This is a genomic window from Pseudomonas sp. MWU13-2105, assembly GCF_023242315.1.
Lineage (GTDB): Bacteria > Pseudomonadota > Gammaproteobacteria > Pseudomonadales > Pseudomonadaceae > Aquipseudomonas.
Genome location: NZ_JALLIY010000002.1, coordinates 218,671 through 241,956, shown reverse-complemented (window position 1 = coordinate 241,956; position 23,286 = coordinate 218,671). Strand labels below are relative to the sequence as shown.

20 protein-coding genes are annotated in these 23,286 nt (G+C 63.3%); 6 read left to right on the top strand and 14 right to left on the bottom strand.

Features of this window, described 5'->3' with window-relative positions:
* Window positions 1-281 precede the first annotated feature (281 nt).
* A complete protein-coding gene (locus M5B96_RS03845; RefSeq protein WP_248795156.1) occupies window positions 282-2,156 on the top strand; it encodes a DEAD/DEAH box helicase in 1,875 nt (624 codons plus the stop codon).
* Between the two features lie 182 nt (window positions 2,157-2,338).
* Here the strand turns inward: M5B96_RS03845 and M5B96_RS03840 are convergent, their stop codons facing one another.
* Window positions 2,339-2,935, bottom strand: a complete 597-nt coding sequence (locus M5B96_RS03840; RefSeq protein WP_248795155.1) for a YceI family protein — start codon at window positions 2,933-2,935, stop codon at window positions 2,339-2,341.
* A gap of 31 nt (window positions 2,936-2,966) precedes the next feature.
* Entirely contained in the window at window positions 2,967-3,518 is a 552-nt protein-coding gene (locus M5B96_RS03835; protein ID WP_248795154.1) for a cytochrome b, read from the bottom strand.
* A 283-nt stretch (window positions 3,519-3,801) separates the two neighbouring features.
* Between M5B96_RS03835 and M5B96_RS03830 the strand changes: the two genes are divergently transcribed.
* The gene (locus M5B96_RS03830) at window positions 3,802-5,208 is read left to right on the top strand and encodes an adenosylmethionine--8-amino-7-oxononanoate transaminase (RefSeq protein ID WP_248795153.1); all 1,407 of its coding nucleotides are present in this window, start codon (window positions 3,802-3,804) and stop codon (window positions 5,206-5,208) included.
* Window positions 5,209-5,406: 198 nt separating this feature from the next.
* Window positions 5,407-6,126, top strand: coding sequence for a 16S rRNA (uracil(1498)-N(3))-methyltransferase (locus tag M5B96_RS03825; RefSeq protein ID WP_248795152.1), 720 nt, complete (start codon window positions 5,407-5,409; stop codon window positions 6,124-6,126).
* A 136-nt stretch (window positions 6,127-6,262) separates the two neighbouring features.
* On the opposite strand, the gene trhA is transcribed toward M5B96_RS03825, so the two are convergent.
* On the bottom strand, window positions 6,263-6,880 hold the full coding sequence (trhA, locus tag M5B96_RS03820) for a PAQR family membrane homeostasis protein TrhA (protein ID WP_103499349.1): 618 nt from the start codon (window positions 6,878-6,880) through the stop codon (window positions 6,263-6,265).
* Window positions 6,881-7,090: 210 nt separating this feature from the next.
* Here trhA and M5B96_RS03815 point away from each other — a divergent pair, with 210 nt between their 5' ends.
* Window positions 7,091-7,306: a hypothetical protein gene (locus tag M5B96_RS03815; protein WP_248795151.1), complete on the top strand. Its 216-nt coding sequence runs from the start codon at window positions 7,091-7,093 to the stop codon at window positions 7,304-7,306.
* A gap of 65 nt (window positions 7,307-7,371) precedes the next feature.
* Complete coding sequence (locus M5B96_RS03810; RefSeq protein WP_248795150.1) at window positions 7,372-8,286, top strand: LysR substrate-binding domain-containing protein; 915 nt, start codon at window positions 7,372-7,374, stop codon at window positions 8,284-8,286.
* A gap of 172 nt (window positions 8,287-8,458) precedes the next feature.
* Here M5B96_RS03810 and madM read toward each other — a convergent pair whose 3' ends face one another.
* The 9 genes from madM to mdcA form a co-directional block, all read right to left on the bottom strand.
* A complete protein-coding gene (madM, locus tag M5B96_RS03805; RefSeq protein WP_248795149.1) occupies window positions 8,459-9,223 on the bottom strand; it encodes a malonate transporter subunit MadM in 765 nt (254 codons plus the stop codon).
* Window position 9,224: 1 nt separating this feature from the next.
* The gene (madL, locus tag M5B96_RS03800) at window positions 9,225-9,641 is read right to left on the bottom strand and encodes a malonate transporter subunit MadL (protein WP_248795148.1); all 417 of its coding nucleotides are present in this window, start codon (window positions 9,639-9,641) and stop codon (window positions 9,225-9,227) included.
* A 65-nt stretch (window positions 9,642-9,706) separates the two neighbouring features.
* Window positions 9,707-10,636: a malonate decarboxylase subunit epsilon gene (mdcH, locus tag M5B96_RS03795; RefSeq protein ID WP_248795147.1), complete on the bottom strand. Its 930-nt coding sequence runs from the start codon at window positions 10,634-10,636 to the stop codon at window positions 9,707-9,709.
* Complete coding sequence (locus M5B96_RS03790; RefSeq protein WP_248795146.1) at window positions 10,633-11,262, bottom strand: malonate decarboxylase holo-ACP synthase; 630 nt, start codon at window positions 11,260-11,262, stop codon at window positions 10,633-10,635. Before M5B96_RS03790 ends, mdcH begins: the two co-directional genes overlap by 4 nt.
* Window positions 11,263-11,268: 6 nt before the next feature.
* Window positions 11,269-12,072 (bottom strand): biotin-independent malonate decarboxylase subunit gamma, encoded by an 804-nt coding sequence (gene mdcE, locus M5B96_RS03785; protein ID WP_248795145.1) that lies wholly within the window; start codon window positions 12,070-12,072, stop codon window positions 11,269-11,271.
* Window positions 12,069-12,920 carry a biotin-independent malonate decarboxylase subunit beta gene (locus tag M5B96_RS03780; protein WP_248795144.1) on the bottom strand — a complete coding sequence of 284 codons (852 nt, stop codon included), beginning with the start codon at window positions 12,918-12,920 and terminating at the stop codon, window positions 12,069-12,071. Before M5B96_RS03780 ends, mdcE begins: the two co-directional genes overlap by 4 nt.
* Window positions 12,913-13,212, bottom strand: a complete 300-nt coding sequence (locus M5B96_RS03775; RefSeq protein ID WP_248795143.1) for a malonate decarboxylase subunit delta — start codon at window positions 13,210-13,212, stop codon at window positions 12,913-12,915. The genes M5B96_RS03780 and M5B96_RS03775 overlap by 8 nt, the downstream gene beginning before the upstream one ends.
* Window positions 13,212-14,186 (bottom strand): triphosphoribosyl-dephospho-CoA synthase, encoded by a 975-nt coding sequence (locus tag M5B96_RS03770; protein WP_248795142.1) that lies wholly within the window; start codon window positions 14,184-14,186, stop codon window positions 13,212-13,214. The genes M5B96_RS03775 and M5B96_RS03770 overlap by 1 nt, the downstream gene beginning before the upstream one ends.
* Window positions 14,187-15,860 carry a malonate decarboxylase subunit alpha gene (gene mdcA, locus M5B96_RS03765; RefSeq protein WP_248795141.1) on the bottom strand — a complete coding sequence of 558 codons (1,674 nt, stop codon included), beginning with the start codon at window positions 15,858-15,860 and terminating at the stop codon, window positions 14,187-14,189.
* A 470-nt stretch (window positions 15,861-16,330) separates the two neighbouring features.
* On the opposite strand from mdcA, the gene M5B96_RS03760 reads away from it, so the two are divergent.
* A complete protein-coding gene (locus M5B96_RS03760; RefSeq protein ID WP_248795140.1) occupies window positions 16,331-16,861 on the top strand; it encodes a hypothetical protein in 531 nt (176 codons plus the stop codon).
* A gap of 49 nt (window positions 16,862-16,910) precedes the next feature.
* Here M5B96_RS03760 and M5B96_RS03755 read toward each other — a convergent pair whose 3' ends face one another.
* Together M5B96_RS03755 and M5B96_RS03750 are read right to left on the bottom strand one after the other, a co-directional pair.
* Entirely contained in the window at window positions 16,911-17,366 is a 456-nt protein-coding gene (locus M5B96_RS03755) for a chemotaxis protein CheW (protein WP_248795139.1), read from the bottom strand.
* Window positions 17,359-23,280, bottom strand: coding sequence for an Hpt domain-containing protein (locus tag M5B96_RS03750; protein WP_248795138.1), 5,922 nt, complete (start codon window positions 23,278-23,280; stop codon window positions 17,359-17,361). Before M5B96_RS03750 ends, M5B96_RS03755 begins: the two co-directional genes overlap by 8 nt.
* Between the last annotated feature and the right edge of the window lie 6 nt (window positions 23,281-23,286).

The following is a 23,286-nucleotide window of genomic DNA, read 5'->3' as shown; positions in this document are numbered from 1 at the left end:
GCTCTGTTATACTCCGGCGTTCCCGCCAGGCTCACGCCCGGACGCTCGACCTTGCATCAGGTATTCCGACACTGCGACCAGCGCCGCCCAACGGCCCGCGCGAGCAGTGCGTAGAGCCTCAAGGCCCAGCAGGACCGGACGGGATGTGCCCACCAGGGGTCTGTAAGAAAGCTCGCCGGGCTGCAAGACATGCGCCCAGCTTTCCTCCTACAGAACCTGAAACGCCATTCGCGCCAGGCAAGATTCCCATCGGGCCAAGCCCTTACTGAACAGGATTACTCATGTCCTTTGCTTCCCTCGGTCTCTCCGAGGCTTTGGTCGCTGCCATCGAGGCAGCCGGCTATACCGAGCCTACTCCGGTGCAACAGCGGGCCATTCCCGCCGTGTTGCAAGGTCGCGACCTGATGGTCGCGGCACAGACAGGTACGGGTAAAACCGGAGGCTTCGCCCTTCCGATTCTGGAACGGTTGTTTCCCAACGGTCACCCGGACAAATCCCAGCGTCACGGCCCGCGCCAACCCCGCGTGCTGGTCCTGACCCCGACCCGTGAACTGGCTGCCCAGGTCCACGAGAGCTTCAAGGTCTACGCCCGCGACCTGAAATTCGTCAGCGCCTGCATCTTCGGCGGTGTCGGCATGAACCCACAGGTCCAGGCCATGTCCCGTGGCGTCGACGTACTGGTGGCCTGCCCGGGTCGTTTGCTCGACCTCTGCGGCCAAGGCAGCGTCGATCTGTCCCACGTGGAAATCCTCGTGCTGGACGAAGCCGACCGCATGCTCGACATGGGCTTTGTCCATGACGTGAAGAAGGTCCTCGCGCGCCTGCCGTCCAAGCGGCAGAACCTGCTGTTCTCGGCGACCTTCTCCAAGGACATCACCGACCTCGCCGGCAAGCTGCTGCACAACCCGGAACGCATCGAAGTCACGCCGCCGAACACCACGGTCGAGCGTATCGAACAGCGTGTGTTCCGCCTGGCCGCCAGCCACAAGCGTTCGCTGCTGGCGCACCTGATCACCGCCGGCGCCTGGGAACAGGTCCTGGTGTTCACCCGCACCAAACACGGCGCCAACCGCCTGGCCGAGTACCTGGACAAGCACGGCCTGAGCGCTGTCGCCATCCACGGCAACAAGAGCCAGAACGCCCGCACCAAAGCCCTGGCTGATTTCAAGGCCGGTGAAGTGCGCATCCTCGTGGCCACCGATATCGCCGCTCGCGGCTTGGATATCGACCAGTTGCCGCACGTGGTGAACTTCGAACTGCCGAACGTCGATGAAGACTACGTGCACCGTATCGGCCGTACCGGTCGCGCCGGGCGTTCGGGCGAGGCCATTTCCCTGGTCGCGCCGGACGAAGAAAAGCTGCTGAAAAGCATCGAGCGCATGACCAAGCAGAAAATCGCCGATGGCGACTTGATGGGTTTTGACTCCAGCGCCGTGGAAGCTGAGAAGCCGGAAGTGCGCGAGCGTCCGGATGTGCGTAATCCACGTACCCCCCCTCGCGGTCCGAAGGGCGATGGCCCGAATGGCGGCGGCGGTGGTGGCGGACGTCGGGACAAGGGCAAGGACAAGGGCGGCAAGGAAAAAGCCCCTGCGAACGGGCGCGGTGAGCGTCCAGCCCGTGAGCAGAAGCCCCGTGAAGGGACTCCGGCCCGCGAACAGCGTCAGCCAAGCCAGCCGCCGCGCCCGTCGGCCGATCGTGCTCCGGATGAGTTCCTGGATGACGATGTGGATAACTTTGGCAACCGCGTTGATTACGTGCCCCAGGCCAAGCCGGCCCAGGGTCGTGGTCGTCGTCCGGGAGCTCCGGCTCAGGGCGCGGGCGCCGGTGCTCCGCGTACCGGACAGCCACAGGGTCGTCAGAATGGGCCGCGCAGCAGTAACGGCGCGACTACCGGTACTCCTCCGGCCAAGCGCAGCGGGCCACGCAATGGCGCTCCGCGTGATGGCCAAGCCCGTCGCGAAGAGTCGCGCAATCGGCGTCCGAACCGGGATGATCAGCCTCGGGAAGAACCAGCGGTGCAAAACCCGCGTGGGCCAGGGCCGAAGATCATTCACAAGGAGTCGAAGAGCGATCGCTTCCCGACACCTGAGCAGTTGGATCAATTGCCAGGGCGTCCGCGCGGTGAGAAACCGGCGCTGTTGACTCGCAATCGCTGAGTTTGTAGCGCAATAAAAAATGCCCCCGGTTCGTGAGAGCCGGGGGCGTTTTTTTGTCTGGCGTAAAGCACCGAAACCTGACACTTAACTGCGGGAGCAGAGCTTGCTCGCGAAGGGGACCTTGAAGCCGCCAAAAGCTTCGCGGGCAATCGAGCGTCGCGGCTGCTCCTACAGTCTCAGCATTACTTCGCTTTCACACCCTCAAACGTGATGTACAGCTCTACCGCATCAGACGCCGGACCCAAATCCATCATCTTGCCGAAATCCGAACGCTTGATATGCGCTACACCTTCGAAACCAGCACGGTAGCCGCCCCATGGATCCTTGCCTTCACCCAGGAAGGTAGCCTTGACCACGATCGACTTGGTCACGCCATGCAGGGTCAGGTCGCCAGTGACGTCAGCCGTGTCCTTGCCATCGGCATTCTTGCCGGTGGATTTGACCGCGGTGGAGACGAACTTGGCATCAGCAAAGGTGGCAACCTCGAGGAAGTCCTTGCTGGAGATGTGCTTGTCGCGCTCGGCATTGTTGGTGAACACGCTGGCGGTACGCACGTTGACTTCAATTTTGCTGTCTTCAGGCTTGGCCGCATCGAAGCTGAACTTGCCGTCCAGGTCCTTGAAGGTACCCATGATGAAGCTGTAGCCCAGGTGGCTGATCTTGAAATTGACGAAGGCGTGCTGGCCTTGCTTGTCGATCACATAATCCGCAGCCATCGCCTGACCGGCAACAAACAATGCAGAACCGATTGCCAGAGCGGCGAGAGTCTTTTTCAACATACTTCTATTCCTTTTGAGTCGAGGTTGAACATCAGGCTTTGCGACCCAGCATGCGGGTCAGCGTCGCATCACGGTCGATAAAGTGGTGTTTCAGGGCAGCCAGAGCGTGGAGAAGCGCAAAGATCACCACCGTCCAGGCCAGGAACAAATGCACGCTGCCAGCCACATCCGCCTGATCGGGGATGCTGGAAATCAAGGCAGGCACATCGAACAGGTTGAACACCGGAATCCCGACACCTTCGGCGGTGGAAATCAGGTACCCGGAAAACATCAAGGCAAACAAGCCGAGATAGAGGAACGCATGACCGAACTTGGCTCCCAGGCGGGTCAGTCGACCATGATTGGCCGGTGACGGCGGCGGCGGGCTGATAAAACGCCAGATCAGCCGCAGCACCATGACCGCGAACAGGGTCAGGCCAATACTTTTATGCAGGTCCGGGGCCGCCTTGCGCCACTCGCTGTAGTAGTCGAGCCCGACCATCCACAAGCCCAGCGCAAAAAGACCGAACACCACCAGGGCAACGCCCCAGTGCAGGAAGATACTGACAGCACCGTAGCGAGAGGATGAGTTGCGTAGCTGCATTGCCGGAATCCTGTAAGTGATGCGCCCAAGACTAATGGTTTACCTATCGAATTAAAGCGGAAAATTTCGCTTTGAAATATCGAAAAATACGATCATCAGTCTGAAACGAGCGGGTTAAGAAAATATTAAGGTCGTCTCCAGGGTAAACACCCGGGCGCGCGGTTTTATTCACCCCAGCCGTGGGGCCAGAGCGCGGCCATGGGTTGTCCTGCGGCCGCGCATTGCATAGGCTTGCGCGATTGTGTGTCCGCCCGCGTCGCGGACTGCCTGCCGGAGAGTCGAAATGAGCCTGAACAACCAGTGGATGCAACGCGATCTCGCGGTGGTGTGGCATCCCTGCACCCAGATGAAAGACCACGAGCAACTGCCGATGATCCCCATCAAGCGCGGCGAAGGCGTCTGGCTGGAGGATTTCGACGGCAAGCGCTACCTCGACGCGGTCAGTTCCTGGTGGGTCAATGTGTTCGGTCACTGCAACCCGCGTATCGGCCAGCGCATCAAGGACCAGGTCGACCAGCTCGAGCATGTGATCCTCGCCGGTTTCAGCCATCAGCCGGTGATCGAGTTGTCCGAACGCCTGGTGAAGATGACGCCCGAGGGCCTGACCCGCTGCTTCTATGCCGACAACGGTTCGTCCTGCATCGAAGTCGCGCTGAAGATGAGCTTTCATTACTGGCTCAACCGCGGCCTGCCGGACAAGAAGCGTTATGTCACCCTGACCAACAGCTATCACGGCGAGACCGTGGCGGCGATGTCGGTGGGTGATGTGCCGTTGTTTACCGAAACCTACAAGGCCCTGCTGCTGGACACCATCAAGGTACCCAGCCCGGATTGCTACCTGCGTCCGCAAGGCATGAGCTGGGAAGAGCATTCGCGCAACATGTTCCTGGTCATGGAACAGACCCTGGCGGAAAACCACGCCAGCGTCGCCGCGGTGATCGTCGAACCGCTGATCCAGGGCGCCGGCGGCATGCGCATGTACCATCCGGTCTACCTCAAGCTGCTGCGCGAGGCCTGCGACCGTTATGGCGTGCACCTGATCCACGATGAAATCGCCGTGGGTTTCGGCCGGACCGGGACCATGTTCGCCTGCGAGCAGGCCGGTATCCGCCCGGACTTCCTGTGCCTGTCCAAGGCCCTGACCGGCGGCTACCTGCCGCTGGCGGCGTGCCTGACCACCGAGGACGTCTACAGCGCCTTCTACGACGACTATCCGACCTTGCGGGCGTTCCTCCACTCCCACAGCTACACCGGCAATCCGCTGGCCTGTGCGGCGGCCCTGGCGACCCTGGATATCTTCGAGCAGGACAACGTCATTGAAAACAACAAGGCCCTGGCCCGGCGCATGGCCAGCTCGACCGCGCACCTGGTGGACCATCCGCACGTTTCCGAGGTTCGCCAGACGGGTATGACCCTGGCGATCGAGATGGTCCAGGACAAGGCGAGCAAGACTGCCTATCCGTGGCAGGAGCGCCGTGGCCTGAAGGTCTTCCAGCACGCCCTGGAGCGCGGCGCCTTGCTGCGGCCGCTGGGCAGCGTGGTGTATTTCCTGCCGCCGTATGTCATTACCCCGGAGCAGATCGACTTCCTGGCTGAAGTGGCCAGCGAAGGGATCGATATCGCCACCCGCACGGGTGTCAGCGTGGCGGTGCCGGGCAATTTCCATCCGGATTTCCGTGATCCGGGCTAGAGGACAATAATAAAGACCTGTGGCGAGCGGGCTTGCCCGCGCTCGACTGCGAAGCAGTCGTAAAACCGGATATCTTGGTCCATCTGATAGACCGGGTTCGCTGGTTTCAGGGGGGCTTCGCGCCCCAGCGCGGGCAAGCCCGTTCGCCACAGAGATATCATCCGCCTGAGCAAATACGATTTTCAGCAGAGACTTCAGATGAGACTGTCCCGCTTCTTTATCGACGCCCCCCTGGGCCTCGGCGAACACGAACTGCCCGAGGCCCAGGCCCACTACATCGGCCGCGTGCTGCGCATGGCCGAAGGCGACGCCCTGCAAGTGTTCGACGGGTCGGGCACGGAATTCCTCGGCAGCTTGCTGGAAGTCGGCAAGAAGCGCGTACGCGTGCAACTGACCGAAAGCTTCGCCGGGCAAACCGAATCCCCCCTGCACATCCACCTCGGCCAGGGCCTGTCCCGGGGCGAGCGGATGGACTGGGCGATCCAGAAAGCCACCGAATTGGGCGTGAGCGAAATCACCCCGATCGTCAGCGAACGCTGCGAAGTCCGCCTCAAGGACGAGCGCGCCGACAAGCGCCTGGCCCATTGGCGGCAGATCGCGATCAGCGCCTGCGAACAGTGCGGGCGCTCGACACTGCCGGTGATTCATCCGCCACTGTTGCTGGCCGAGTGGGTGAAACAGACCGAAGCCGAACTCAGGCTGGTGCTGCACCCGGTGGCGGAGCCGCTGACCAGCCACCCCAAGCCGGGGACGCTGGCGTTCCTGATCGGCCCGGAAGGCGGGTTGTCGGACGGCGAAGTGGCCCAGGCCGCGCAAGCCGGTTACCTGCCGGCGCGCCTTGGCCCACGGGTACTGCGGACCGAAACCGCGCCGGTGGTGGCCTTGGCCGTGGCCCAGCAGCTGTGGGGCGATTTCTGATTTTCTGACACACCGCACACCCTGTAGGAGCCGGCTTGCCGGCGATGGCGGCCGATCAGGCGATGCCAGGCTCACTGGCCTCATCGCCGGCAAGCCGGCGCCTACAGGAGTCCGTGTTCACCATTGGATCGTGGCGTCAGATCACGTACCAGGAAATCGCCACGAAATGCAGCACGCTGCCGGCAATCACGAACAGATGCCAGATCCCGTGGGCATGCCGCAGTCGATAATCCAGGGCAAAAAAGATGATCCCCAGGGTATACAGTGCCCCGCCGGCTGCCAGCCAGACAAACCCTGCCGTCCCCAATGCGGCGAGCAGCGGTTTGACCGCCACCAGCACGATCCAGCCCATCACCGCGTAGATCACGATGGACAGGATCCGCGCCTCTGAACGCGGCTTGATCTCCTGCAACATGCCGATCACCGCCAGGCCCCAGACGATCCCGAACAGCGTCCACCCCCAGGGCCCACGCAGCGTCACCAGGCAGAACGGCGTGTAGCTGCCGGCAATCAACAGGTAGATCGACAGATGATCGACCTTCTGCATGATCACCTTGGCCCGCCCGCGCACGCTGTGATAAACCGTCGACGCGCTGTACAGCAACAACAGGGTCACGCCATAGATCGCTACACTGACAATCTTCCAGGGGCTGCCGTCCAGGCTCGCCACCACCAGCAACCAGACCGCCCCGATACACGCCAACACGGCCCCTACCAGATGGGTCCAGGCGTTGAGTCGTTCCCCATGATACATCTGCTACTTACCTCGCTTGATCGATACAACTGCGCGCAAGGCTCAGGCCTGGCGGACAAAAGCACAAGGGTCTTGGCGTGGTACCGCCAGGAAGGCGCTTTGTAGCGTCACCTTCCGATAAAAAACAAAGCCCCCCCGCCCTCTATATATCGCTCCATAAGTTAAGAAAAAAAGACCTGTCCACACATAAAATGAAAGGTCCGGAAAGGTTTGCGCCGGACAACAATACACACCCCGCCCTGCTCCTTGATGGCCATCGGCGGCAACATCGTGGCCATGGGCGATATCCACCGCTACACCGAGCCCCAGATGAACCGGATCAACGCCGCCGTGGTCTATTTCAGTCGGGTCAATACCCTCTGGCCGATCATCGTCGGCGTCGCGCTTGGCTTGCTGAGTCGCACCCTGGGCGCCAACTGGTTCTGAAAAAAGCCCCAGCCAAAACCCCGGGACTTGGGCACAATCGGGGCATTCGAAAAAGAGCCCACGCCATGCTGATCGACGAAGAGCTGACCCTGAAAAAGCTGGAGGTGTTCCTGGCCTTCATGCGCACCGGCAACCTGGCGCGGGCGGCGGCCGAGTTGCAGACCAGCAATGTCAGCGTGCATCGGGCCATCCACTCCCTGGAAAATGCCCTGCGCTGCCCGTTGTTCAAGCACGAAGGGCGCAACCTGACCCCGCTGGAAAGTGCCTATGTGCTGGAAGAGCGCGCGCAGAAGCTGATCCAGGATGTGCTGGAAACTGTCCGCATGACCCGCGAAGCCGCCGGCTTCTCCGCCGAGCGTTTCAAGCTCGGATCGCTCTATTCGCTGACGGTAAAAACCGTGCCGCAGCTGATCATGGGCCTGAAGATCCGTCGCAGCGAGCTCAATATCGACCTGATCCTGGGCTCGAACTTCGACCTGCTGTACAAGCTCAAGAACATGGAAGTGGACGCGATCCTGGTATCGCTGGATGAGACCACCAACGACTCCGACTGCGAGCACCTGCCGCTGTTTTCCGATGATATTTTCCTGGCGACGCCCGCCGACTCGCCCTTGTCCCAACAGGACGAAATTGACCTGGCGGACCTGAAGGACATGACTTTCATTACCCTGACCCAGGGCTTCGCCACCCACCGGGACGGCAATCGGGTGTTCGAGCAGGCCGGGTTCGAGCCGAAGGTGGCGATGCAGGTCAACGATATCTTCACGCTGTTGAGCATGGTCAGTTCCGGCGTCGGCTATGCCTTGCTGCCGGGGCGGATTGCGGCGGTGTACGAGAATCGGGTGAAGCTGATTCCGTTACAGGCGCGCTACCGCCTGCAACAGCATATCGGGGTGGTGTTTCTGAAGGCCAAGGAGCGTGATCCCAACTTGTTGGCGCTGTTGGCGGAGTGTCGAATGTATGCCAACAGGTTGACCTGAGCTGCCCATGGGCAGGTTCGATCATGCATTTTCGGTGGTCTCGAGGGCCTCTTCGCGGGCAAGCTCCGCTCCCACAATGTCCACGGAGGACGAAGGTTGAGCGCACGACTCATAACTTGTGGGAGCGGAGCTTGCCCGCGAAAAAGTCAGAACAGGCACCGCATTATCAGGGTCAGCCCAGCAACCCGCGCACGATGAAAAACAACAGCGAAGGCCCCAGCAGGCAGCCCAGCCCAGTATGGAAGGTTGCCGTCAGCGCGCCATAGGGCACCAGCCGCCGATCCGTCGCCGCCAGCCCGGCGGTCACCCCACTGACCGTCCCCGCCAGGCCACCGAACACCATCGCCGAACGCGGGTTGTCCAGGCCCATCCAGCGCGCCGCCACGGGTGTGCCGACCATCACCAGGATCGCCTTGATCAAGCCCGTCGCAATCGACAGCGCCACCACCTCGGAACTCGCGCCGATCGCCGCCCCGGTCACCGGCCCGACAATATAGGTCACCGCCCCGGCACCAATGGTGGTGATGCTCACCGCATCGCGATAGCCGAAGGCCCAGGCCATGCTCGCCCCGACAATGAACGGCAGCAACGTACCCAGCAGCAAAGCCAGGGCACCGATCAATCCGGCCTTCTTCGCCTCCGTCGCCTGGACCTCGAAGGCCGTGGCGACGATGGCAAAGTCGCGCAGCATCGCCCCGCCCATCAAGCCGACACCGGAAAACAGCGCCACATCCGCCAAGCCCTTCTGCCCGCCGGTCAACGTGCCGCCGATCCAGGCCAGCAGCAGGCCGATGGCGATGGCAATCGCCGAGCCGTGGATCCGGCCATAGGTCAGGCGCTTGGACAGCACCACCGACACCCACATCACCAGGCCAACACCGGCAAATGCGGTGATCAACCCATTCTGTCCCAGGTCCTTGCCAATGAGATCCCACATATCAGCGACCTCCCGCGACGGTGGAAGTCGGGGTAAGCGCGACCGGCTCTTCCGGCAACGGCTCGCCTTTATGGGTCCGGCTGATCAGGGCAATGGTGCAGCCGCAGACCAGCACCGAGCCAATCGCCGCCAGCAGCGCCAGCGGTCCGCCGTGCAACGCCGCGACCACGTTCTGGTTGGCGGCCATGGCGACTACCACCGGAATGTACATGGCGCCCCAGAAACCGACGCCCATCTCGCAATCCCTGGTCAGGCCACCGCGTTTGTGCATCCACAAACGGACGCAGATCAGCAGGATCATCGCGATCCCGACCCCGCCGACATTGGATTTCACACCCAGCAATACGCCCAGCATGTCACCCAGAATCACCCCTGCCAGCGTACAGATCGCCAGCAGTGCCACACCGTAGATAATCATTCTTGTTGTCCTCACATTGCATTGTCGAAGTTGTTGTTTTTGTCCTTCGAAGCAGCAGCCGGTGTTTATCGGTGACGGCGTCCCTCCTCATCCAGCAGCGCCTTGAGGGTGTCCAGGCGGGCCGCATCGAACGCGATGACGGTGCCTTGCTCGAACACCCGGCGCGCCAGGCCGGTAAGGACCGAACCCGGAGGCAGTTCAATCTGCAGGCGGGCCCCGCGCTCATAGGCGCTTTGCACGGTGCCGCGCCAATCGACGACCCGGCACATGTTGAAGGCCAGGTCATCGCGGATCTGTTCAGCGCTACGCAGCAGTCGCGCGCTGCTGCCGCTGAGGTAGCCCAGGCGCGGTGCCTGCATCGGCACCTTGGTGAAGGCGGCGGCCAGCACCCGGGCCGGTTCGTCCAGCAGCGGACAATGGGACGGCACGCTGACCGCCAGGCGCCGGGCCACGCCAGCCTTTTGCATCAGGGCCACCAGGGCGCTCATTGCCGCGTCGCCCCCGGCGATCACGCATTGGTTATCGGCGTTGATATTCGCCAGGTAAACCGGCGTGCGCTCGCTATGCACCTGGGCCAATAACTTATCCACAGCCGTCAGTTCCAAGCCGATCAGGGCGGTCATGCCATAGCCCTGTGGATAAGCTTGTTGCATCAGTTCGCCGCGCAGACTGACCAGGCGCAGGGCATCGCTGAAGCTCAGCGCCTCGGCCAGTACCGCTGCCGGGTAGGCACCGATGGACAAGCCTGCGACGTAATCCGCCGGTGCGCTGTTTTCCATGAGCAGGCGGGCACAAGCCACACCGGCGACCAGCAGGCAAAGCTGCACCGCCCGGGTCGAGGCCAGGGCTTGCGGGCTATCCAGCAAGCTCGCGTCCTCGCCCAGCACATCGCTCGCCTCGTGCAGGCACCCGCGAACGATCGCGGCGTCGGGTAGACGATGCAGCATGCCGGGCTGTTGCGCGCCCTGGCCGGGAAACACCAGCAAGCTGCTCATGCCGCTTGCTCCCGGGCATTCCAGGGATCGAGCACCAGTTGCACACCCGCGGCCCGCTTGAGCAGGACACGACGTGCCGGGCCCGCCCACTCCAGCAATGCCAGCGCGCCCAGTGGGGTTTGCAGTTGCAGGTCGACGCGACAGAACGGGTTGTCTAGTTGTAACAACAAACCATTGGCCTGACGACGCGACAGCGCTTGCGGTACGCGCAGAATCAAATCCAGGTCGCTGTGTTGATGCAACGTCGGCAAGCCGCTGGCCAACTCGAAACCGGCACTGCCGCTGACCCCCCAGACCAGACCCGACGCATTCAACAACGGCCGCAGGTAATGCAGCGCCTGCAGGGCCGGCCAGTCCTGTGCACAGACTTCAATATCGATAAGGGCTTCGGGCCGCACGCAGCGCTCGACCAACGCCCGTGGCATCAGCGTGGCGAAACGCTGCTCGCGCAAAGCCCCGCGCACGCCCACCGGCACCTGATCCGGTGCGGTCAGCGCCCGGCGGACCACCACCGGCTGGCCGAGGCCCAGTGCCTCGCCCACCCAGGCCGGCGCAGCCGCCGGCAACTGCTCTGGGGTCAGCCCCCAGAGCAGGTCGTGGGGCAGGAAGTCGTCGTCAGCGCGCATCACGGCTCACCACTGTTCGCGCAACAGTTGCCGAACCCGGCTCGACGCCGCCCGATTGCTCGCGCCGAGCCGTCCACTCAAGTCCGTGCCCTTGGCCGCGACATCGTGGATGGCCTCGACCAGGCAGTCTTGGACTTGCGCCAGATCGGCGGCGGTAGGCTGTTCGATCTGCTCCACGCCCAGGGTTTTCCACAGAAGGCCGAGACTGGCGTAGCTGTCGATGTCATAGGCCATCGGCGGCACGCTGGCGGCCAGGGCCTCCAGCTCTTCGACGCTGCGCAAGGTCACCCGCGCCGCCGACGCCTTGCCCATGGCATGCACCATCACTCCGGGATCGCGCAGGGCGATCAGCCGGTTGGCCTGATAACCGTGGGCGAGGAACGCCCCGGACATCGCCTTGCCCACCAGCAGTGCGATCACCGCATGCCCCGCCAGGCGAGCCCGGGCATAACTGTCCACCGCGCCGGCCAAGGCCTGGTGAATGCCCAGGGCTTCTTCACGACGGCCATAAGCCTGGCTCGGCACATCGACAATGGCGATCAAGGCGCGCTTCTCGGCACGACCGCTGTCGGCCTCGATCACCTCGTCCACGGCCTTGGCCAGGCCCCAGCCTTCGAGCAGTCCGACCTCGCCGTTGCGGGCACGGACAAAGCGGTTGGCCGGATCGGCCACCACTGCCAGAAAGCGCACCGGCTGACCCGCGAGCTGGGCGTCCGCGACCTTCAATGAAGGTGGCAAGCCGGACACGTCAACGGCATCCGCCGCCAGCGCCTGGAACCAGTGCAAACCACGCAGGGAATAAGCGCTCATGGGCGATCTCCTTGGAAAAGACGGCGTACCGTGGCCGGGTCGATTTGCGGTTCGGCATCCAGCTCAGCGAGCCGTTGCAGGTACCAGTCAGCCAGCCGACTGCGCTGCACGTCGGGCAAGCCGGCCGCCAGCAGCGCGGCAACCTGTTGCCGGATCGAGGCCACATCGTCGGCCACATAACGATCCACCAGACCGCTGGCGAAACGCTGCTCGCCGCCGGTCAGGCTCCAGATAAACGGCCGGTCACGGGAGTCGTATTCGTCCAGCCCCGCCTCCTGCTCGATCACTTGCGGGCCGTTGAGCCCCAGGCGCGCTTCCTGGGTCACCAGCAGATAACTGCACAGCGCCGCCGCGATGGACATGCCGCCAAAACAGCCGACGCTGCCGGCCACCACGCCGATCACCGGCTGATAACGGCGCAGGTCGACAATCGCCGCATGGATATCGGCGATGGCCGCCAGCCCCAGATTGGCTTCCTGCAAACGCACGCCGCCGGTTTCCAGCAGCAACACGGCGCGGGTCGGAATGCCATTGCGGTTGTCTTCAGCCGCCAGCTCCAGGGCACCGGCGATTTTCGCGCCACCCACTTCACCGAGGCTGCCGCCCTGGAAGGCGCCTTCGATGGCGGCGATCACCACCGGCAAACCATCGATACTGCCCTTGGCGATCACCACACCGTCGTCGGCCTGGGGCACCACGCCCTGGCGTTCAAGCCAGGGCGACATGACCCGGGCAAAGGGGTCGAGCAATTCACGAAAACTACCGCTGTCGAGCAAGGCCCGGGCGCGCTGGCGGGCGCCAAGTTCGACGAAGCTGTGCTTGTGCAACAAACGCTGGCTGTCAGTCATGGCCGATCTCCTCGAAACCTTGTTCCAGGCGCAGTCGGACCACACCGGGGGTGGCTCCGAAATCGTGGATATCGATAGCCAATGCCGGCGGCAACTGGCCGTCGAACAGACGCTCGAACAGGTGTTGCCAGCGCGAAGCACTGCCGTTCACCGAGGTGGTCACCTGGATCGACAAGGTGCCGGGAGGGCCGGGCTGCAGCAGCACTTCCAGGTCACCCGAGCCGACGCAGCCCACCAGTGCGCGGCCTTTGGGCGGTTGCCCGGCGGGGAATTCAAAGGACAACTTTTCCATCACAAGGCTTCCTGTTCGAGGCGGTCGATCAGCAGGCAGGCGGCAAGCAGATCCGCCGCGCCTCCCGGTGAAGCGTTCATCGCCAACAGCTGTTGATCCAATTCATGCAGGCAGCGGCGGCCGGCCAGGCTGGCACTGCCGCCCGCTTCCAGCACGGCGCGGGCGCCCTGTTGCATGGCCTGCAAACCCAGCACGCCGGCGCGGTAGAGCACGCAGGTGTCAGCCAGGTCGGTCATGATTGCGAGCAAGGCATCCAGCCGGGCGTTCTGTTCGCCGTGGCCGGCAAGCCGGCTGCGTTTGAGTTGCGGCAGGCCGAGGCGAGTCACCGCCGGAAAGCCCAGTTGTGCCTCTTCGCGAGCACCGCGCACGCCGTAGCGTTGGGCGACCTGGCTGCCGTGGCTGGCGGTGCGGGGGGCGTAGCGGTCTTCCAGCAAGGCCAGGCGGGCGGCGCGCAGGGTCAGGGTATTGGCACTGATGGCGCTTGGGTCCAGTGCGGCTGCGGCTACCAACAACCCCAAGGCCCAGATCGCCCCGCGATGGGTGTTCACCCCGCCAGTGGTCTGCAGCATCGCCAGCTCGCCTTCGCGACCGATGCGGCCCAGGGCTTCACGCAACGACAGGTCGATAGCGGTTGCCGGTGACAAGGCGCCGTGTCGGACGGCTGAACGCCCACAGGCACTCTTGTGCTTTTCAGATAGCACTTCACAGGGGGGCAAGCCCCATCGCCACAATGTCCGCTCTTGGCTGGCGATAGCAGCATCGGCCATCTCCTTGAACATCGGCCACAGCGACAACGCCGAAGCATGCATCAGGCCCAGGTGCAGGTCGGTATGGGCACCGTTGCCACGGCGATCCACCAACGCCGGCTTGGGCGACAGGTCGGCTTCGTCGATCAATGCTTCCACCGCGAAGTCCGCCAGGCGCTCGGCCAGGGGCAGGGGCAGGGGTTGGGCTTGCAGATTGAAGGCGTGCATTTACCAGCTCCTGAATTTGGCGGGCGGGTTGTAGAGGCCTCCCGACCATTCCACCAGGTCGGCCACGCTCTTGGCCGCCAGCAATTCGCGACTGGCATCGGTGCGCCGGATACCCAAGTCTTCGGGCAAGGCGATCAGGCCTTCGCGACGCATCCGCAGGGTGTCCTTGGGGTTATGCCGCAAACCGATAGCCGTGACACCGGCTACGGCGGCGATCATTGCCTGACGCTCTTCCAGGGAGCGGGCCTTGTACAGGTAGGCGATGCCCTCTTCGGTGAGCAAATGGGTGACGTCGTCACCGTAGATCATGATCGGCGCCAACGGCATCCCGCTTTTCCTGGCCACTTCCACGGCATCGAGGGTTTCGACGAAGGTCGGTTTTCCGCCCTCCTGGAAGGTCTCGACCATCTGTACCACCAGCTTCTTGCCGCGTTCGAGCAAGGCTTCGGGCGCATCGCTGGTATCCAGGCGCATATCCAGCCAGGCCGGAGTGCCATGCCGGCGACCGCGCGGATCATGGCCCATGTTCGGCGCCCCGCCGAAACCGGCCAGGCGGCCACGGGTGACGGTAGACGAATGACCGTCACCGTCGACCTGCAAGGTCGCGCCGATAAACAGGTCAACCGCATACTGCCCGGCCAATTGGCAGAACATCCGGTTCGAACGCATCGAACCGTCGCGCCCGGTGAAGAACACATCCGGGCGGGCCGCGATATAGTTTTCCATACCCAGCTCAGTGCCGAAGCAATGCACGCTTTCGACCCAGCCGCTTTCGATGGCGGGAATCAGCGTCGGGTGCGGGTTGAGCGTCCAGTTGCGGCAGATCTTGCCCTTCAGGCCCAGGGACTCACCGTAGGTCGGCAGGATCAGCTCGATGGCTGCGGTGTTGAAACCGATCCCGTGGTTGAGGGACTGCACATTGTGTTTTTCGTAGATCCCGCGAATCGCCATCATTGCCATCAGCACATGCACCGGCTTGATATGACGCGGGTCGCGGGTGAACAGCGGCTCGATATAGAAAGGTTTGTCGGCCACCACCACGAAGTCGACCCAGGACGCGGGAATATCCACCCGGGGCAACTCGCTGACATCATCGACCAGTTGATTGACCTGGACGATCACGATCCCGTCGCTGAACGCCGCCGGCTCGATCAATGCCGGGGTGTCTTCGGTGCTGGCCCCGGTGTAGATATTGCCGGCGCGGTCTGCCATGAAGCCGGCGCTGAGTACCACGTTGGGGATCAGGTCCACCACCAGGCGCGCATAGAGTTCGATGTAGGTGTGAATCGCGCAGATTTCCAGCAGGCCGTCTTCCAGCAACTGGCTGATACGCAGGCTCTGGGTGCCGGCGAAGGAGAAGTCGAGCTTGCGGGCGATGCCACGTTCGAACAGGTCCAGGTGCTCGGCGCGACCGACACTGGGCATGATCATGTGCAAATCGTGGAGCTTGGCCGGATCGGCTTTTACCAGGGACCGGGAGAGGAAATCCGCCTGCTTCTGGTTATTGCCCTCCAGCACCACCCGGTCGCCAGGCATGATCAGGGCTTCGAGGGCGGCGACGATCTTGTCGGTCGGCAACACCACGCCATCGGCGAGGGCTCGCACCTGCTCGAGACGGCGCTGCTTCTCGGTGCGCCGCCGCGTCCAGCGCGAGTCGGGGGATATTGTTGTCATGCTCACTCCACGGGTTCGCTTTCGTGGAGTAGACAGTAGGAGTGAATCGCCCGGGCATCAATCAAGCCCAGCGGCAGATCGTTACGCTTGGGGTAATGGTTATTATTGAATAAGCGAGAGGTAGCACACCCGTGAGATTTCTGGCGTCTGGGCCGCCTTCTTCGCGGGCAAGCTCCGCTCCCGCAATATTCGGGTAATACGCAAGTTCAGTGTACGACGCAAAAAACGGTGGGAGCGGAGCTTGCCCGCGAAGAGGCCAGCGGCCGTTACGCAAACGCTCGGACTGCCCACGGCGCTTATCAGACCAGCCCGGACTCCAATACAAACCGCTTGTCGGTCAACCGCTTCACCCTGTCAGTTCTGACAGTAGGCAAACGACCGTCTCCAGCTTCTACTGAAAGCTGCGCTGTGATCTCCAATGTCCGGCTCCACGGGCAGGATCAAAAGCGCCTGTGACCGGAGAAACAAACATGAAAAACCTGGATGATTTTACCGATTTCAAAGAAGGTAATTGGAACGGCTGGAAAAATGGCCCGGGAATTCGACCCGCCGGAGAGCTCAAGACCGAAAAAGGTTCGAATACGTTCTGGTCCGGCAAGCTGGAAAAGGAACGGGGGAGCGCGACGGGAATTCAGCCATCCCTTTTTAAAGAGTTTGCTATTCAGGACGGAGAGGAGAGGAAAGCACAGTATCACGTAACGTTCGATTATCGCATTCACCCACTGGAACCGGGTGAAGCGGAACAGATCGCGATCACGGTTACCACGGAGACCACAAGGCAATGGGTCAATAATTGGACGCAGCCTGACACTGAGCTCAACAAGTGGCATCACGTAACGTGGGGCTTTATCGGCAAGCTTTTCGCGGACGGTTCGAAACAAGTCTGGATCGGTACGCGAGGCGGGGCAGATTTCGAAACGTCCCGCAAGGTGGACATTGACAACATCCGAGTCCAGCGACTTTCCTTTCAGTATGAGCAGAGATCCCAAACCTCCGCCTGAACGGCTTGCTCGCGAAGGGCCGGCAGCCGTTATGCCAGAGTCCGGGTTGTCAGGCCAACCCGGACTCCAGTACCAACTGTTCCAACCCCAGCAGGTCAGGTACCTTCGCCACCCACTCGCCGACCTGCACCGCCGCCTTCTCCAACCGGTACAGCGGCACATCGACAAAACTCAGCTGGCTGTCGAGCTTGTACGAACGCGGGATCCCCTGGATCACCAGCGCGATGAACTTCAACTCCGGTCGCCCGCCGAGCGCATTGAGCACCACGATCCGCGCCCGATCCCCCACCGCCAGCGGACAGCCACAGGCGGCCTCGAAGCTGATCAGCGGCAATTGCTGATTGCGCCAGGTCACCTGCCGTAAATACCACGGTGGCGCATCACTGGCCGGTTCGCCGCGCTGGTAGTCGATCAACTCCGCCACCGCGACATTCGGCAGCAACAGGTAACGATCCGCCAACGGCAGCATCAGCCCCGTCAGGCTGCTGGTGCTGTGCTCATGCATGAAGCTGGCTCCAATGGGCTATGCTCTCCAGCAACGCCGACTCCTGGTAGGGCTTGCCCAGGTATTCGTTGACGCCAATGGCCATGGCCCGGTCGCGGTGTTTCTGCCCGGTCCGCGAAGTGATCATGATGATCGGCAAGTCCTTGAGCCGCGCATCGTTACGGATCCGCGTCGCCACCTCGAAACCGTCCATGCGCGGCATTTCAATGTCCAGCAGCATCAGGTCCGGGGTGTGCTCCTCCAGCAACATCATGGCATCCACCCCATCCTTGGCCGTCAGCACGTTCATGCCGTTGCGTTCCAACAGGCGACTGGTGACCTTGCGCACGGTGACCGAGTCGTCCACCACCATCACCAGGGTCGGACGCACCGGCGTCGCATCCACGCCGTTACCATTGGACGAGGACTGTACCGGCGGCCGTGCCAGGGCGTTGCGCACATGGGCAATCAAATCGAGAATCAGCACCACGCGACCATCGCCGAGGATGGTCGCCCCCGACAGCCCCGGCACCGCGGCGAACTGCGGCCCGAGGTTCTTCACCACGATTTCCCGCGAACCCGCCAGGGCGTCCACTTGCAGCGCCATGCGCTGGTCATTGCAGTGCACCAGCAACACCGGCAGCGCCAGGTTCTGGCCGAGCAACTTCGGCTTGCCCACGGTTTGCAGCAGTTCACCGAGGTAGCGCAGTTCATAGGTCTGCCCGGCGTATTCGTAACGCGGCGGATCCAGTTGGTAATAACCTTCCAGTTCCCCCGGCAACACCCGCACCAGCCCTTCCACGGTGTTCAACGGCACCGCATATTGCTCGTCGGCACACTGCACCATCAACGCACGGTTCACCGAGACGCTGAACGGCAGGCGGATCTGGAAGTGCACGCCCTGTCCCGGGATGGAATCGATGCGCATGCTGCCGCCCAGTTGCCGCACCTCTTCGTGGACCACGTCCATGCCGACGCCGCGCCCGGAAATCTGGGTGATCTTTTCCGCCGTGGAAAAGCCCGGCTGGAGGATGAACTGCAACACGTCGCGATCGCTGATCGGCATGTCCGGCTCCAACAACCCGCGCTTGATCGCCTTGCGCCGTACCGCTTCGAGCGGCACCCCGGCGCCGTCATCACGAATATCGAAGACGATGTCACCACCTTCGTGGGACAGGTCCAGGGTGATCAGCCCCTGTTCCGGCTTGCCGGCGGCACGCCGGCCTTCGGCATTTTCCAGGCCGTGGTCGACGGCATTGCGCAACATATGCTCCAGGGGCGCGACCATGCGCTCCAGGACATTGCGGTCCATCTCGCCCTCGGCATTGCCGACGACGAAATCGACCTCCTTGCCCAACTCCCCCGCCACCTGCCGGACGATGCGCTTGAGGCGCGGCACCAGGCGCTCGAACGGCACCATGCGCGTGCGCATCAGGCCTTCCTGCAACTGGGTGTTGACCCGCGCCTGTTGCGCCAACAGGTTTTCCGCATCCTGGTTGCGCCCGGCCAGGGTTTCCTTGAGATCCAGCAAGTCGGAGGCGGATTCGAACAAAGCTCGCGACAGTTGCTGCAACTGCGAATGCCGGTCCATTTCCAGCGGATCGAATTCTTCATAACCCAGGCGCTCGGCTTCCACCTGCTGACGGCTGAGAATCCGCCCCTGGGTCTCGGTATCGAGGCGGCGCAACTGGTCGCGCATGCGCTCGATGGTGGTCTCCATCTCGTTGAGCGCGATCCTGGCGTCATTGACCTGCTGTTCGATACGGCCACGGAAGATCGAGGTTTCGCCCGCCAGGTTGACCAGGTCTTCGAGCACATCCGCCGAGACCTTGACCATATCCTGGGCCGCCCGCTCGGCCTCGGTCACCGTCGGCACCTCGGGCTTGGCCGCGGCCGGCGCGACAACCGCGGCCGCGACCGGTAGATTGACCGGCGACTGCCGGCCAAACGCCTGGATATCCTGGATCAGCGCATCGGCGGGCAGTACCGGCTGTTCGGCGCGCACCGCATCGAGCATCTGCGCCAGTCGATCATGACCGGCCTGCAACAGGCCGAATAGCTCGACACTCGGTTGCAGCAGCCCCGCCGACAATCCTTCGTAGAGAAACTCCAGCTCATGGGCCAGGTCGCCGATCGGCGCGATTTCCACCATGCGCGCACTGCCCTTGAGGGTGTGCAGGTCGCGCAGCAGGGTTTCCACGTCCTGGCGATTTGCCGGCTCAGTCTGCCAGCGCAGCAAGGCCGCGCCGGAGCTTTCGAGGATATCGAAACCTTCTTCAAGGAAGATCTCCAACAACTCCGGGTCGTTGCCGGTAAGGGCCCCAGGCGTTTCTGCGGCTTCGCTGACTTCCAGCGGCGCGCTGCTACCCTGGCGGAACAGACGCAAGCTCTCGATCAGCGCACTCGGATCGCCCAGGGGTTGATGCCCCTGGAGCTGGTCGAGCAGGACCGCCAGGCGGTCATGGCTTTTCTGCAACAGCAGCGCCAGTTCGGGAGAATGACTGAAGCGCCGGTCCACCAGCCCTTCATAGAGATTTTCCAGCTCGTGGGCCAGATCGCCCACCGGGCCGATCTCGGCCATCCGCGCGCCGCCCTTGAGGGTGTGCAAGTCGCGTTGCAGGGACAACAGCGGCGTGGCGTTGTCCGGCTCGTCGAGCCAGCGCAGCAAGGCCGCGCCGGCACTGTCGAGGATATCCGCGGCCTCTTCGAGGAAGATCACCACGATCTCATCGTCGAGGTCCACCTCATCGAGAGCCTGGCTCGCCTCGGCAGTCGCGGCGCCCAACTCGGCAACGCTCAGGGCACGACTGCCGTCAGTCTTGATCAAGCCGGTGGCGGACGGGTCGAGGGCCTCGTCGAGCAGCTCGCGCAAGGCCCGGAGCCGTTCCGGCTGTGCTTTGATTTCCTGGCCGGCGGCCAGTTCGTCGAACATGTTGATCAGCGCTTCATGGGCGTTCTGCGCCTCATGGAAAAACCGCTCGCTGACCGCCAGGCTGCTTTCTTCGACCGCACCGTACAGGTCGAGCAAGGCTTCGCAGAGCTCGTCCACCGGGTGCAGGTCGGCACTGTGGGCGCCCTGGCCGAGGGTGGTCAGTTCGTCCAGCAGCTCGTTGAGTTCCTGGCGCTCGCCGGGGTGCTGTTGCCAGCGCAGCAGCAGGTTCTCCGCGTCGAGCAGGATGTCCATGCCCTGGGCGAGGAAGTTGTTGATCAGTTGCGGGTCGCGCTTGGTGCTGCTGGCCACGCTGAGCAAGGACTCCAGCCGGGCCGCGAGCAGCGCCTCGGCACGCCGGATCAGCTCCGGGGCACCGTCGATGGCCGCCAACGGATCGTCCGCCAGTTGCTTCAAGCCCTGGTGCAACAGGACCTCGGCCTCCAGCAGCAGCTCGACCTCGTCCAGGTCCAGTGGCAACAGGTGGGCCTTGAACTCACGCACCAGATGGTAGAACGGCGCCGCCAGTTCGGCGATCGGTCGCACGCCCGCTACGTAGGCGCTGCCCTTGAGGGTGTGCAAGGCACGTTGCAATTCGTCGCTGGCGGCCAGCGGCAGGTGTTCGGTGGCCTGTTCGAGGAAATGGTTGAGGCTGTCCAGGTGGGTCTCGGCCTCGTTGCGGAAAATCTCCAGCAACTGCCGGTCGATCGACTCATCCTCGGTCTCTGTCTCGTCCCCGCTCCCGCTCTCGCCCGAACCCGCCAACTCATGGGCGCGGGCGGCCAACAGGTCGACATCGTCGCGCTGACGCTGGGCCTGTGCGGCAAACTCGCTGACCAGTTCCGGCAACACCCGCAGCACATCGTCGAGCAATTGGTGGACCGCGGCGTCGGCCTCGACGCTGTGTTCGAGCACACGGTTGAGCAGGTTCTCCACGGCCCAGGCCAGCTCCCCCAGTACCAGCGCCCGGACCATCCGGCCGCTGCCCTTGAGCGTATGGAACGCCCGGCGCAACTCGGTCAGGGCTGACTTGCTCTCGGTATTCAGCGCCCAGCGCGGCAGGTATTCGCGCAGTACATCGAGCACTTCCGCGCATTCTTCAAGGAAGACTTCACGTAATTCATCGTCCACCGGCGCCTCGTCGCCCGGTGGCGGCAGCAAACTGCCCGGCACCTGGCGGGCCGGCGGGTTGAGAGCCGACACCGGGCTGGCCAGGACATCGGCCAGGGACTGCACCACCTGCGGGTTGTCCAGCGTCTGCAAGTCCTGCATCACCAGGGCTTCGTTGGGGCTGAGGACATCCTCGAGCACCGGCACGTCCTGTTCGGCAGGCGTATAGCCAAGGGCGTCGAGGCTTTCCTCGGCCATGTCCAGCACCCGTTCACCCGGCGCCTCGTGGTCTTCGCCCAAGCGTTCGAGGTAGTACTCGATACTGGTCAGGGCATCGGCCAGGCGGTCAAGTTGCTGCCAGGACGGCGGTTGCGGGCCATTCAACAGATGGTCGTGGATATAACGATTGCAGGTTTCCAGCAGGCTCGCGGCCCGGCCGAGGGGAATCATCGACAAGGCGCCACGGACCTGGGTCAGCAGCTCGGGCAAGGGTAGCAAGCGCTCGCGGTCCCAGTCGGCATCGATGTACTCGATGATCAGGTCCTTGGCCTGTTGCAGGCAGATCCGCGACTCCTTGACCACCAACTGGTGGATCTGGGTCAGGTCGGTGGTCGGCAGGCGACTTTCCTCGCGACTTTCCGGTTCCACGGTGCCGATCATCCCGGCCAGGGTCGCCTCGACGTAGAGCAAGGCCCCGGCAACGTCCATCAGCACCGCGTCATTCGGTTCGCGCTGGCCCTGGACCAGGCCCAGGACCACCGCCGTCTGGTCGATGATGACCTTGCGCGGCTGACCGAAGCCGAGCACCGCCAGGGTATCGGCGATCTGCCGCAGGGGCGCCAGCAGGCTGGACAGCTCGTCGGTGTGCTGGCGGTCGCCACGCACGAACAGATGCAGGCGCTCCTTGACCCGCACCAGCTCCTCGCACAGCGCCGCGACCACCGAACGCATCGCATCGCGGTCCGGACCGGCCAGGCGCGCCCGCTCTTCGTCGACCACTGCCGTATCCGGCAGGGCCTCATCGAGGCCATAACGTTCTTTCAAGGCAAACATCTGCGCCGTCGGCTGCCGCGCCTTGGCGATATAGAACAGCAGGCTCTTGAGCAATTCTTCCGGGGCCGGCTGATTGATTCCGGCAATGCCCTGCTCCAGCAGGCGCTTGAGTTCCTTGTCGGAGTCCTTGAGCAGGCTGCGCAGGGCCGGGCTGTTGGCGATGGTCCCGGCAAGCATGCCCTCGACCAGCGCCGAAGCGACTTGCCAGAGCGCGCCCAACGGCGCCTCCAGGCAGAGGCTTTCCAGGCGCGCGAAGACCTTGGCCATATAGCCGAGGTTGGTCTCGTCGTCCTGTTCGCGCAGCAAACCGACCAGCGCGGTCTGCAGCATTTGCCGCAGCTTGCGCAACAAGGCCGGCAGTTCCGCCGGGGTCAATTCGGCGAGGCTCGCCTCGTCCAGCGCGGGGACCTCCGGCAGGGTCGGGCTGAACAGGCTGGTTTCCGAGAGCAGGCTTTCGCCGCGGGCGCTGCGCAGGTCGTTGAGCAGCGGCAGCACCACCAACGGCAGATCGCGGCGGGCACTGTGGACCCGGTCCAGGTACAGCGGCATCTGCCCCAGGGCCTGGCGCAGCAATTTCAGCGCTTCCGGCAGATCGACCACCCGTCCTTGCTCCACGGCCAGGGCCAGGGCTTCGGTTTCTTCGGCGAGTAGGGCCGCACCGTAGAACTCGACCATCTGCAGGCTGCCATGGACCTGGTGGATGCATTCCAGGCATTCGGCGATGTCCTGGGCCGAGTGCGCCGGCTCATCGTAGGCATCCAGGGCCTGGCGCGCCTGCTTCAGGGTATCGGCGATTTCGCCCTTGACCCATTCCAGGGCCACATAGTCGTGCTGATCGCTCATGACGAC